This is a genomic window from Legionella maioricensis, assembly GCF_023618015.1.
Classification (GTDB): Bacteria; Pseudomonadota; Gammaproteobacteria; order Legionellales; family Legionellaceae; genus Legionella; species Legionella maioricensis.
On sequence record NZ_JAJKBJ010000005.1, the window covers coordinates 148,417 to 161,626 of the forward strand.

Below are 13,210 nucleotides of genomic sequence, written 5' to 3' on the forward strand. Positions count from 1 at the left end.
TTAAAGGAGGGAGGCCGTCAAATATGGCTACTGAATGCTATTCAAAATCAAAAAAATTATATTTTCTTAATATTTTCTTAATGTTTGAAAAGTACCATAGGCTGATTTTTTTAGAACAAAATTTGAACTCCGCCAGCCTCAACATATTATTGAGGGATGATGGAGAAGAGTGCATGTTCATCATAACCAATATGATGCTGTGCTATTGCAATTAATAACCATTGGAGATGAGATAAATGCATCATCAAAACCTACTCAAAGAATTAAAGGCCATAGGAATTACAAGACAGGATAAGAAAGGACAAAAATTTTTAGAGTTAGTTAAGGAAAAGAGATACAACAAAGCATTGTTGTATGCTTGCGAAAACTGTAAGAGTACTAATTCGACTTTGTTTAAATTCGTTGAAATATTGCTTCAATATAGAGAGCATCTATCCATCGATGTGAATACCAGGAAAGTGACAGATAAAAAGACCCCAGTTATATATGCCGCTGAAAATAGAAGTAATGGACTTTTTTTCTTACTCAAAAAAGCTGGTGCAAATGCTAATTTGCAAGATATACATAGCAGAAGTGCAGATGATATTTATTATGAAAATGGAGGAAAGGCAGTACAGTTCTTATTAACTCAGTTGAAGGAAGATTTTAACAAAGAGCGAATAGAGTTAGATTCATTGTATGCCCAGTTACCTGATAAAAATAAATTCCTCACCGATGAAGAAAATGCTCAATTTGATTTGGAACGTCTTGAATATATTTCTCGGCGAGTTGATTTTCTGGTGAGATATTTCAGCAATCTTGATAATGGAAACCAACTGCCTGTCACTTGTAAGTTGAGCCAGTATCAGCAAGAGAATCTTTATAACCTGGGAGTACAATTGGCAAGAAACTATCTTGCAGAAATTGGTACAACCGTTCAGAATTTATCGGGTGAAACACGAGGAAAGTATAGTAAACTATTCTCTCCGGTACCTTTTACCTGGATCACGCTAGAGCAACTGGGCGGTATAATGAAATTTGAGCCGCAAAACAATTTTATTTCTTTACCTGTGAGAGATTTATCTGATAAACAATCTTCACATTGTTTGCCTTTCACAAAGCGTTTTTTTGCAGAACTTGCCGATACAGCTGAAGTTCTTGAGGAGGCTATTCCAGATATTATTAATCTGGACATGCCAGCAATGAAGAAATTTTTTGAAGAGGTCTATACACAAGAAAAAAATCAACTCACTGATTCAGTGGCCCCTGTATCATTAGTCGCGACTAAAGCCCTAACCGGTAGAATAGGGGATAATAAAAATATTCTAAGTTTATTGAACTTGTTAAATTACTCAGAAAATACTATTTCCCCACCTCAAAAAGGCTCTAGTCCTTACACGCCGGTTACAGGAAATCCCCCCCCAATAGGCAAAGAGTACCAACAAAAGTTTGATTTATCGAAGAAATCAGGTCGTCATGCAGCATTGCGAAGACTTCAATTAATTGGCGAGCTATTTACGGGGAAAAATTTTTCCAGTGAATTATTTGACCTGGATGACAGTATTGATTGGCGTGCATTGATTACCATCCGAGATGGAATAACTCACCAAGACGAAAGAGATAATAAAGAGAAAATAGATACTCTTTTATCTGATCAAGAAAGATTGAAAAAGATAGTTGGTGAAGAAGTAAGCGATCTATGGTTCAGATTACATAACATTCTTGAATCACGTGAAAAGCTCATTGGACCTTATGATAATGACGCGAAAGCCTATTGGAAAAAAATATTAGCAGCGCAGCAAGAAAAAAGTGCTCCTAAAATAGAAGAGGCAGAGGTTGAAATAATAAAGCGTCGGGTTTCCGAGAAAGAAGAAGAACAGTTTCTTAGCGCTTTAATGGAACATAAAACAGCCAGCGTGGAAATTCAAAATCGCTGCCGCGCTATTTTTGATGGTACAGGTCCACTGCCCAATAAAATGGAAGTGGGTACTTTGTTACAGCATTTACCTCCTCGAAAAGACGACCGGGAGAAATATAGTCAATTGGCAAAAATTATGACCAAGGCGACTGCAAATAAATCCAGCCAGGAGGAGAGAAATCAGAAACGTCAGCAAATCGAAGAAGCAGCAAAAAAGCGAGAGTTAGAAAGAGAAAGTAAATATAAAGGATTAAACAACATACGTGCACTTGCACAAAATTTGCTTCAATCTCCCCGGCAAGAGCATATGCTAAATCCGAAGAAGCGTATTAACGCCGCTATAGAGGCAATTAATAATTTAGAAGAATTTTTAATAGAGATGGGGTGTCTCAAGCTGTTACAGTCTTGGAAGGTTCTTGAAAAATCGGACTGTTCGACGAAAATAAAGAGTTTGTTAGCTGCGCTCTTAGCATCGAATCCTGAGTTAAATGATGCCTTAGCATATAATGCGGGTCAGGCCTTGCAGCATTTGGACAGAATACGCGAATTGGATGTTGCTCAACTTTCTAAATATCTCGGTAAGGAGTATGAGAATCTAAGGGCTTTAAGAAATTATATAGAACACGGTGATCATTTGATGGATCATCCTGGGCAAGTTTGCTCTCAACCTCTTGTACCTAGAGAACATCAACAAATAATTGCGTCAGTAATTATAAAATTGATTTTTGAATTAGGCCCTGACTTATTAAAAATGAAAGAGGCTTTGTTAAATCCTGTTGATAAAGAAAAATCGATACTTCCTGGAGTGCCTGTATGTGACGCCAAAAGTGAGAATATTCTGTCTAATGAAGTAAGTGAGAAAAAAGAGTCTATTTCTTCTGCTTCAGGAGAGAAAGGTCTTGAGTTCGGTCGTTTTTTTGCACCGCAAAAAGCGGAGGAAGGCAGTAAAAATGATCCCTCTGGCTCGATTCTAACAATATAAACTAAAGAATTTTGATTGGCCTGAAATACATTCAGGCCAATTATTATCTCTCATAACTGGATAGCCAAATGACTCATTACTTAGTCACTATTATATTATTTCAACGTTGCCTATAAAAAATTTATCCGTGTTAAACCGGAGGAATTTATCTTAGATACATTTTAAGTCATCAGACAATGGCGGCACTTATGTAAGTCTCTGAAAAATCAATGATATCTTGATTCATTAGTATTCTTGAGGAAGCAAAAAAACCAGTATCATATGTAGAAAAACCATGAGTTATTAGAGATTTGGAATAGCCGAAGGAGGGAATATATAAAAGGATACCTAAAAAGATTTCAGCTAAACCCCCGATAACATATAATGCGGGTTGATTAATTTTCAATTCTTTAGTGAGATTTCTATAGGATTGAATTGACTGCAACGATGTGGAATTTGTAGTTAATAATTCAGAAGTACGGGAGACTAACTCCAGTAATAATCTTTGTCCCTTGATTTGTGCCAAGTATTGTTTTTGTATTGCAGATATCAGCCTGTTCCCTGTTTTTTTCAGCGTATCGTATTCAGAGGGTAATGAATCAAGCTGTTTCTGGCATTGAATGATTTTAGTGTTAAGCAGCTGTTGAACTCGTGAGTGAGGACAATTCATATCGCGCCAGAAGATTAACCATGCCCTTTGACTGTCTTTTACCAAGTCGTCATAATGTGCATCGACATAATTATCCAGAGCGCTCCAAATAATTTTTCGATGAAAGTTCATTCCGCGTCCTTTAACATTGGCTGCAGCAGCATCAATCGCTCTTTCAAACTCTTCTTTTTGTATGGGGTTTTCTGATTGAAATGATTTGAATAAATTATAATAGATAGAAGATACCGCCCCTCTGTCAATTGCATCTTTACAAGAAAAGTTATAACTCTGAGGTTTTAAGGTATTTATTATATAATTAGTTAATTCAAATTTAGTGAAATGTACCCAGACTGCTTGCTTTTGCGCGGTCGATAGAGTGTCTGAAGGATTAATTCCCTGAGCTTTGAAGCTGCGGGCCAGCAATTTTTTTAGTATTTTTAACTGATTTTCTTTAGTACCAAATAATTGGTTTCGGATTTTGCTACTAATATGAAAATCCGATACACCACTTTGATGTTCATTGCCTTTAGCTATTTCAATGAGCTCTTTAAAAACTGAGGCATAAGCAAGCTGATCGGTTGTTTTTTTATAAAGCTCATCATCCATTAACGATTTACTGGCTGGGAAGGTGATAACTGCAATTTTGAGGGAGGGATCGTCCTCTAATTCATGAAGTGCTAAAGAAAAATTTCTTTCTTTTGAACCAGCAAAATCAAAGTCACTTCGGTCCAGACCCAAATTATTAAAATAAATATGACATATTGATTGCTCAGGGGGAGATTTTTGAGCTTTTATAGTAAGCCAGCGTTTGAATAAAGGACTAATACGAACTGTACCGTTATGACGTTGTGCTTGAGTACTGAAACGATATTCTGTGGGTTCGGTATTTTTTCTGTACGAGTAATTCTTGAGTGAGGGGAGATTGGTATCCAACTGAGGTTTATAGTTTAATGAAAAGAATGCCCCTATCAGATTTAGAATATTTCCTGCTTGATTGGGTGAGCGTCTATTAATACGCGAATTATTATCTTCTAATTTGCGTTGGATTCTTCTACTAGTATCCGTCTGCATCGGTCTGGTCTGCACTCCTATATCATTTATCCAGTGAGTGTGTTCCAGGATTAAATTATCATTATGATAAACAGCAAAAACCAAGTCATCCAGGATGTTAATCTGTTCTGCATTAAGATTAAGATACAATGAGTCAATCTGATTTTCTAAAGTTTCAATGACTTGTGAGTATAAATTGCCATAAGGAAATAGCTCATTGTACTTTTCGCTTAGAGTCGCTAAAGGAGTTAAAGTCGGTTCTAAGTTGAGGATTTCTTGATGAATAAAAGGCTTTAATTGCAGAAGATAGGCATGGCAATTACGGTTATGCATCATATCACTAGTGATTGTGTTTTTTAGTGGTGCGAAATTTTCCATGAGTGCGCTCACCATAGCCTAAATATCGGTTATATTGTAATAAAAAAACACTTAGCAAAGAAGTTTTAAATTTAATTTTATAGTTATTGTGACACTAACCTAAAAAGCTTGAAAGATTAAATCCTAAGCAATTAACGTCATCTCAAACTCAGTGAGAGATCTCCTGATCTGAGTACTGTGTCCACATGTGGAGATCCTTCACTACGTGCAGGATGACGTTGTACTACCCCGAGCCTGGGTTACAAGTTTGCATTTTCCTCAGCTACATCTAAAAACTGATGAGCCCTCAGGTTGAAAGCACTGTATGCTATACTTTACGACTTCGCTTACTGAGTGTGATTTTAGATGCTTACTCCATTAACTTCGCCTACTTCATCCAGTATTTCCTTGGTTTTAGTAAGCAGATTTACGGTGTCAGTATTGCATTTTATTGGTGAGAGATTTTGAGTAAACAGGGCGGCAACCGCATAACCTATTCCAAGAGTACCAATGACCAATAAAATATTAATCAATAGTTCTTTAACGCCCCTATGTTCACCCAGCACCCCACTGCGCCTGTTTTGAATGACTCTGGACGAGTTTTCTTTAAATTGGGTCAGAGTGATGTCTTGATTTTTATAAGACTCAGCATATCCGTTGAGAATATTGACTAGTTGGCAGGAGGCACCATATGCATTAGTTATGTCATCACATGAATCATTGGGATATCGTGTATGAAATTCGTCACGCTTTGCTTCTAATTGTTTAATCAACTTAGTATATTCACTTAACTTTTTTTCCCGCAGTGTCTTTTCTTTAATGAATTGTTGTTTTTTATATTCTTTTTCCTGTTCTTCTTTATTAGGGGTAGCCTCTTTTTTTTCTTCAATAAAGTCATAATCTGGCTGTATTCCATATTTTAAATTGTGGTTGGCCATCAAAATGGCAATTTTACTTTCTAAGCTACGAAGTTTATTTTTGGCGGAGGGATGCTTGGTAGTATATTCTTTGATTTCATCAGATTGAGTATTGATGAGGTTGTATCGAATAAGTATTGCTGAGTAACTATTTAAGGACTGGCATTTTTTAGGGCTAAGGTCTTTTCTGATTTGTATCAGCTCGTTACACACCTCATCAAATTTAGCTTTATTGATCTGCTCTTTGCTGTTTGTCTTCCTTGGCATAATACTGCTCCTTTGTTAAAGTTCTGCATATAATTACTACAGCTTATTCATCCTTCCTGGATTAACGAAGCTGAGGGGCTAATTCTGGAGCCCATGGTTAAAGTATCGTACTAAATGAATTGCCATTTCAAGCTCTAATTAGATTAGAGATAAGAAAGTAGATGCTTGATCTATAAGCAAAATCATCAAATGAAGAGCAGTTAAGCCCATCATCTGATGATTTGAGGATTTTTAAGATTTGGCACGGCGATAGGGAACATAAACTGGTTCCCAAACGTGTTGATGAATACACTTTTCTAATTGCTCATCTGTCATAGGCTCCGCCAATTTACTTTTAACTGCTTCTTTGGCTACAGCCAAGGCTACCTGGTAAGAGACCTCTCTCACTGTATCCAGGGATGGTAATAAATTGGCTTTGGAGTTTTTCTTAGCCGGTGAGCAGCTTGCAAGTGCTTTTGCAGCAGCCATGAACATTTTATCGGTGACGATCTTTGCCTTTACAGCAATCAAGCCCAAACCCATACCAGGAAATATATAAACGTTATTGGTTTGATCCACTCGAAATGGTTTCCCATCCTTAATAATATTGCCAAATGGGCTACCTGTACCTATTACAGCGCGATCATTAGTCCACTTCATTAAGTTCTCGGGGATTGCTTCACTGCGAGATATAGGATTTGATAGCGGCATAATGATGGGTTTATCCACATGAGAAGCCATTTCGCGAACCAGCTCTTCTGTAAATATTCCAGGTTGAGCTGATACACCAACCAACGCATTGGGATGTAAATTTTTAATGACATCTTTTAAACTTACCATGTTGCCATTATCGCATTTCCAGTTCGCAATGGCTGCTTTCGATTTTAATAATTTTTCCTGGAAGGGCAATAAGCCGCCCATTCCCTCGATAAGTAAACCATTACGATCGATCATATAGATTTGAGAGCGTGCTTTTTCTTCTGAAATGCCATCGTCAATCATCGCATGAACAATAAGTTCAGCAATACCACAACCAGCTGATCCTGCTCCTACGATTACAATTTTTTGGTCGCGTAATTGGATACCGGTCACTTGAACTGCTGATAATAAAGTACCTGTTGCAATTGCAGCAGTTCCTTGCACATCATCATTAAAGGTACACAATTGATCTCTGTATTTGTCTAATAAACGAGTTGCATTTTGGAGAGCAAAATCTTCCCATTGTAAAAGTATATTAGGGAACCGTTTCTTAATGGCTTTAATAAAGGCCTCAACAAATTCATCATACTCTTCATCACGTACCCGTTCATGTCGCCATCCCATATAGAGAGGATCTTTGAGTAACTCAGCATTGTTAGTTCCTGAGTCGAGCAAGATAGGAAGCGTTGATGAGGGATGAATTCCTGCGCAGGCAGAATATAATGCCAGTTTACCAATAGGTATCCCCATCCCTCCAGCTCCCTGATCTCCTAAACCCAGAATACGCTCCCCATCCGATACCACAATTACTTTAACGTGATCGAAACGAGGATTTGCCAAAATGGTATCGATTTTATCGCGGTTAGGATAAGCAATAAAAAGCCCGCGAGGTCTACGATAGATATGACTGAAATTTTGGCAAGCAGCACCAACAATAGGTGTATAGACTATGGGCATTATCTCGACTATATGTTCTTTCATTAGGTTGTAGTACAGCGTTTCGTTAGAATCCTGCAGATCGCGCATGTACATATATTTTTCCAGATCAGTAGCTTTACTCTTAAACGCTTCATAAGATCGATTACGCTGTTCATCAATGGTACTTACTTCTGGGGGGAGTAATCCATTAAGAAAAAAGTCCAATCGTTCCTGATCTGAAAAGGCAGTTCCTTTATTTAAAATAGGATTTGAAATAAGAGTAAAGCCTTGGGTTTTTACTTCTAAGTAGGATTTTCCTTGTTCATCAGTACGTTGAATGTAGTCCATATTATTATTTCCTATAAAGTGTAAGCTAATACAATACTATGATAATAGTATGGATGAATATTTTTATTTTGCAGGTTTTTTTAATGATTTTTCAATGGGATTGACGAACAGTGAGTAGTAAATCTGGAACTGGTTTGTATTAGATTTTAACTGCAGAGAGTAACGATTTTTTGCTATCGTGTATCCTTTAAGAGGCATATTAGAGGATACGCGATAACAAAAATAGGACAAATTCTAGTAAGGTTGAACTGGAGTGCTTTCGTTGGCTGCTTCTGCTATTTCATTAATTGACTCCTGAACTGGAGTAGTTTTAAAGAAGCGGTGCGCGGTATAAGCTAAAGCTCCTATACCAAATAAGGATGCGCCTCCAGTTACAGCTAACGCACTGGCACAGCCAGTTGCTATAGCGGTAAAGAAGGCACCAGGACCTGACCAGGCTCCTAATGCAAAGCCAATACCAAACCCTATGGTGCCTGCAATGATGGTCACAGCAGCAGTAATGGCAACGGATAAGATGATATTTCTAAGTGTGTGATGTTTACCTTGTAACTGCTCATTACTTTTTTCAATGAATAAATTAATGCTGGTTGTTTTATCCGTTACAGAGGGATCCGCTATATTGTTAAGCAATATATTTGCTTCCTCTCCAATTGCTTCAACTAGGCCTGCATCTAAGTGTTGCATCCTATTATTTAAATTATTCAGGGCATGATATAAGTCTGAATCTTGAGGGCAGCGATTTCTCGCTTTTAGAATGGCATTAACAGGTGGTGTTTGCGGACAACAACAGGGCCTTCTATTTTGCGGAATCAGTTTTTTCGCTTCCAAAGTCAAAAAATCTTGCAGATCTTTTAAGCCATTTTCCTCTTGAGCCGAAGTAGAAATAATCCGCGCAAAGGGTATCTCCGCTAATAAGTTCTGCGCTGTTTCCATGGCATTTGGTAAAGCAATGTCACTTTTAGTACCGACCAGAATTAATTGAGCATCAGGGTTGTACGCCCTATATTCATTAAGCTCTTTTTGGGCGGCACTGACCATCTCTTCTGTCATTTCAATGGACAGGTCTACGCAATAGAGGCCAAAACGAGAGCTACTAAAAGTTAGTGGAATTGACATCGCTTTTCTTGCAGCCTCTCCTGGCATATCCCATATTTGGATGTTCATTGGTTCGCTACTATTCGAAACGGGCATTACATTAAAATCTGGAGCAATCGTTGGCCTATATTGATGAGTGATTGGACCCGTGTATGTTGCAGATCCAAGTCTATTAAAAATTGCTGTTTTACCTGTTTTTTCCATCCCCATCAGTGTGGCTCTTAAAATCATAGTAGTTCCCATATCTAAGAAGTGCTTCATTATACCTCATAATGGCAATATTACATTCATTTATTTTTTGTACCCATAATTAGCAACATGTTTTTGCGTTTTTGCCTTAAAAACGGTTATCCAGTAAGATGGCCGGAATCTATAAAATTGGTGTATCAAATGAATGCAGTAACGATTCAGGATAGTATTATTGATGCTTGTCATCCTGAATGGAGAATATTAATAAGCAATGCCATAGACCAGATGGACAATAATTATTTAAAGCAATTGTTGGATGATAGGACCTGGTTACCCGGATTGAACCATTTATTTGCCGCTTTTAGCTTATCTCTTTCTCAAACTCGATATGTACTTTTAGGTGAGTCACCTTACCCACGTACTTCTTCTGCTAATGGTTATGCATTTTGGGATAATGCCGTAGGTGATTTATGGAGTCCACAAGGGTTGAGTAAACCAGTTAACAGGGCTACTTCTTTAAGAAACTGGATTAAAATGTTGTTAGTTGCTCGAGGGGACTTAACTACTGATACATCGCAACAGGCTATAGCGCAAATAGATAAAACAGGTCTGGTTCATACTGCAGAACAGCTGTTTAGGGGCATGATGAGGCAGGGCATCTTATTGCTTAATGCTACTTTGGTTTATAGTGAAGGAATGGTTCCTTATCATGCTCGCCAGTGGAAACCTTTCATGAAAGTCCTTTTGGAACAATTAGCGGTGGTCAAGCCTACTGTCCAGTTAATTTTATTGGGTAAAATGGCAGAGACTATTCCTCAAGATAAATTGTCTGTAGGCCTAGCCGCTGAGCACCCTTATAATGTAAGCTTTATTACGAATCAGCTCGTAATTGAATTTTTTCAACCCTTGGATTTATTGTCATATGAAGCATATTGAATCAACTATTGATGATCAGGAAGTGCATAAATTTTCCCAACATGCTAATGATTGGTGGGATACTCAAGGCCCTCTAAAAACATTGCATGATATTAATGATATCCGTGTTGCCTTTATTGCTCAGCATATCAATTTAAAGGGCATTAACGTTTTAGACATAGGCTGTGGTGGTGGCATTTTATGCGAAGCTTTGGCCAAGGCTGGGGCAAATGTTACAGGTATTGATGTAGCTGATGAAGCAATTCAGGTTGCTAAAGAACATGCTAGGGAAAATCAGTTAACCATTGAATATCATTGTACGCCCATAGAGGAATTTGAAAGCAAAAAATTTCATGTCGTAACCTGTATGGAAATGTTAGAACATGTTCAAAATCCTGAAGTGGTGCTGAAACACTGTAAACGATTACTGAAGCCTACGGGGATCTTATTTCTATCGACAATCAGTCGTACTTTAAAAGCTTATGCCAGCGCAATTATTGCGGCAGAGTATGTGTTGAATATTTTACCTAAACAAACCCACGATTATCATAAATTTATTAAACCCAGTGAGTTAGTTGCCATGGCTCGCTCGTTTAATTTGAATTTAATTGATATGAAAGGCCTGAGTTATAACCCCATTTTGAGAACAACTTCCCTGAGCTCTGATGTCTCGGTTAATTATTTGTTAGCGCTGCAATGAGTTTTCGTGACGTGTTCTAAAGAACCTCACAAATTTGGACAGTCAAGAGCAAGGTATTACCTGGAACTGTTTGGCCAGTGACACTGTCATTGGCTTAAGCGGCATTCCGTCATCCCTAGGAGTTTGTGACGAGGGATTTCCTGAAATAGGCATGAGCCATACTTTGGAGATCCCTCGCATCACTGCGAGCACATTATCAATATTTAATATCGATTTGAGTCCAAGATTAAACCGGATTTTTTTTCTTGGCGTAACGTTCCTGGAATCGTTGGTGAGCATATTTAGCTTGTTCAGGAGTAACTACGTCTACTTCATTACCATAAATATCTACTCGGGCAGTATCCGGTTTTTGGCAGCTTAAGTAAGCAGGAGAGGCGCTGTAGTAACTTAACGCTTCTCTAAGAGACTTTTTACTAAAAGGGGGGGAATCCAGTCGCTCATAAAAATCGATAATATCATCAAATATACCAATTTTAAGGGGTTTAATCTGATTGCCTTTTTTAAAAAAAGCACCGGGGAAATGTTCTATAAGCCAGTCTATAATTTGAAGTTTATCTTTCTTTACTGCATTAATCTGTTGGTTCGCATTAATCTGTTGGTTCATAGTCTTACTCTGCAACATTATATCTTGAATAAACTACCATATCTCATGGCATAATCAAACAGCAATGAATTGTTTTATGGATTCTACACTATCTGTTTGAAGCATTGTAGCTATTCAACAATGATAATTTAATAGATATTTAATGGTAGAGAGCATCATTCAGTCTATAAAAATATCATGTTCGATTGATAATAATAGGCATAATTTAACCTTATTGCTAAAAATCTATAAATAAGAATGGAATTTTTTGCTCTATTCTTTGTAAGAGATTTCTCAAATCAAAGGAAGAGAACAGCAGTTTTCTCTACATCCATTTGCGGATTAAAAAAGTAACCTATTGTTTTATAATCATTTTCAATAAAAAACCCTTGGTGAGTTGTACTTGAGATGAGAATTGATATCAATCAAGTCTCCTTGCACTTCTTATCTCCAGTTGCTAAATTCTATACATGACTTGTATGGATATGGGTCAAGCAAAGGGATTTGTAATCAGATGGATCTGATTTGTCAGGATGACTATAAGAACGGGATGTTCTTATGCGGATGACTGCGAAAAGCCAGGGCTTGCCCTGGCTTTACTTTTTTAGGCCACTAAATAACCTGAATGAGATAAAAATTTCTTATCAGGAAAATAGGCGAAAATTACTGAACCGTTTTTAATGGTATTGATAATGGGCTTAGCTAAGGTTTGTGCTATAGCAGGACAGCCCCAAGACAAGCCGGCACGGCCCGCTCTTTTAATAAAATCAGGTTCCATATACCATGCCCCATGCATCACCACTCGTCTGTTGTATGCATTGGTATTAAAGCCTTTATCCAAACCTTGTAAATTTAAAGAGTATCCTTTGTGACCTATATAAGTGTCTTTTGTAATGTAAGTGCCTAAACTGGATTGCTTACTGGACTCTCGGTTCGAAAAGTGCTGCGCTTTATTAACACCTGAATTTTTACCATGTGCAACATAAGTATTATATAAAAGGCGTTCATTACGGACATCAAATACCCACATACGTTGTTTGTTCGAGGGCAAAGAGTAATCGATTACGGTAAGAACGGGTTTTTTAACCGCTCCTCTTTTGTTCGCATTTTTATAGGCGGTTAAAGCAAGTTTCAGCACGTTTTTATTTAATTGGGGAGCCTTGTGACTTAGATGTTGTACTTGAGTGTTTAGGTCCGGCCCTGTTTTAGCAAAAGTAGGGGTGCTGGATGTGATATTGCTAGTCAATATGACGGTTGAGATTAGAGTTAATAAGGTATTCATACTGCTCCTTTCTTCTTGTTAAATCACCGTTATTGGTCATTAAAAAGATGGTGATTATATTAACAAATGAAGTAATTGTAAAATTATAAGGGTGATCCTTGTCCATCAGGGTAAAATATTAATCAATTCAGGGGCTTAGTAGAGGCTATTAAAAAGCGATCATCCACAACAAGCCCTTTTTGTATTAAATTTATACTGTTTATGTGTTTAATAAATAGTTAAATTGCATAACACTTACTCAATAAGCAAACAATTAGTTCTATCTTTTTTCTCTTATAAGCGTGTTTTTGCTTTAATGAAACATGATATTAGGCATATAATGCACCAAAAATTGAACCTATGCATTTCTTTTAATATGGTTCTACATTATGATCTTTTGTTGTTACACTTTTTAAGATTTCGGA

The 13,210-nt window shown here is 37.3% G+C and carries 9 protein-coding genes; 3 read left to right on the forward strand and 6 right to left on the reverse strand.

From position 1 onward, the window contains the following. Positions 1-236 precede the first annotated feature (236 nt). Positions 237-2,879: an ankyrin repeat domain-containing protein gene (locus LOX96_RS06425; RefSeq protein ID WP_250421637.1), complete on the forward strand. Its 2,643-nt coding sequence runs from the start codon at positions 237-239 to the stop codon at positions 2,877-2,879. A gap of 169 nt (positions 2,880-3,048) precedes the next feature. Here LOX96_RS06425 and LOX96_RS06430 read toward each other — a convergent pair whose 3' ends face one another. The 4 genes from LOX96_RS06430 to LOX96_RS06445 all read right to left on the reverse strand — a co-directional run bounded on the left by LOX96_RS06430 (position 3,049) and on the right by LOX96_RS06445 (position 9,398). Then, entirely contained in the window at positions 3,049-4,935 is a 1,887-nt protein-coding gene (locus LOX96_RS06430; RefSeq protein ID WP_250421638.1) for a hypothetical protein, read from the reverse strand. 341 nt (positions 4,936-5,276) lie between these two features. Beyond that, on the reverse strand, positions 5,277-6,098 hold the full coding sequence (locus LOX96_RS06435) for a hypothetical protein (RefSeq protein WP_250421639.1): 822 nt from the start codon (positions 6,096-6,098) through the stop codon (positions 5,277-5,279). A 231-nt stretch (positions 6,099-6,329) separates the two neighbouring features. After that, the gene (locus tag LOX96_RS06440; RefSeq protein WP_250421640.1) at positions 6,330-8,042 is read right to left on the reverse strand and encodes an NAD-dependent malic enzyme; all 1,713 of its coding nucleotides are present in this window, start codon (positions 8,040-8,042) and stop codon (positions 6,330-6,332) included. A gap of 234 nt (positions 8,043-8,276) precedes the next feature. Further along, positions 8,277-9,398, reverse strand: coding sequence for a GTPase domain-containing protein (locus LOX96_RS06445; RefSeq protein ID WP_250421642.1), 1,122 nt, complete (start codon positions 9,396-9,398; stop codon positions 8,277-8,279). 144 nt (positions 9,399-9,542) lie between these two features. On the opposite strand from LOX96_RS06445, the gene LOX96_RS06450 reads away from it, so the two are divergent. Then, on the forward strand, positions 9,543-10,262 hold the full coding sequence (locus LOX96_RS06450) for a uracil-DNA glycosylase family protein (RefSeq protein WP_250421687.1): 720 nt from the start codon (positions 9,543-9,545) through the stop codon (positions 10,260-10,262). Next, on the forward strand, positions 10,249-10,941 hold the full coding sequence (gene ubiG, locus LOX96_RS06455; RefSeq protein WP_250421644.1) for a bifunctional 2-polyprenyl-6-hydroxyphenol methylase/3-demethylubiquinol 3-O-methyltransferase UbiG: 693 nt from the start codon (positions 10,249-10,251) through the stop codon (positions 10,939-10,941). Before LOX96_RS06450 ends, ubiG begins: the two co-directional genes overlap by 14 nt. A gap of 226 nt (positions 10,942-11,167) precedes the next feature. Here the strand turns inward: ubiG and LOX96_RS06460 are convergent, their stop codons facing one another. Both LOX96_RS06460 and LOX96_RS06465 read right to left on the reverse strand, forming a co-directional pair. Then, positions 11,168-11,545: a ProQ/FINO family protein gene (locus tag LOX96_RS06460; RefSeq protein ID WP_250421646.1), complete on the reverse strand. Its 378-nt coding sequence runs from the start codon at positions 11,543-11,545 to the stop codon at positions 11,168-11,170. Between the two features lie 583 nt (positions 11,546-12,128). After that, on the reverse strand, positions 12,129-12,806 hold the full coding sequence (locus tag LOX96_RS06465) for a murein L,D-transpeptidase catalytic domain family protein (protein ID WP_250421647.1): 678 nt from the start codon (positions 12,804-12,806) through the stop codon (positions 12,129-12,131). Between the last annotated feature and the right edge of the window lie 404 nt (positions 12,807-13,210).

Coding starts and splice junctions, on each gene's coding strand:
- LOX96_RS06435 (WP_250421639.1), bottom strand. CDS start 6,098: ATGCCAAGGAAGACAAACAGCAAAGAGCAGATCAATAAAGCTAAATTT.
- ubiG (WP_250421644.1), top strand. CDS start 10,249: ATGAAGCATATTGAATCAACTATTGATGATCAGGAAGTGCATAAATTT.
- LOX96_RS06445 (WP_250421642.1), bottom strand. CDS start 9,398: ATGAAGCACTTCTTAGATATGGGAACTACTATGATTTTAAGAGCCACA.
- LOX96_RS06440 (WP_250421640.1), bottom strand. CDS start 8,042: ATGGACTACATTCAACGTACTGATGAACAAGGAAAATCCTACTTAGAA.
- LOX96_RS06460 (WP_250421646.1), bottom strand. CDS start 11,545: ATGAACCAACAGATTAATGCGAACCAACAGATTAATGCAGTAAAGAAA.
- LOX96_RS06465 (WP_250421647.1), bottom strand. CDS start 12,806: ATGAATACCTTATTAACTCTAATCTCAACCGTCATATTGACTAGCAAT.
- LOX96_RS06425 (WP_250421637.1), top strand. CDS start 237: ATGCATCATCAAAACCTACTCAAAGAATTAAAGGCCATAGGAATTACA.
- LOX96_RS06430 (WP_250421638.1), bottom strand. CDS start 4,935: ATGGAAAATTTCGCACCACTAAAAAACACAATCACTAGTGATATGATG.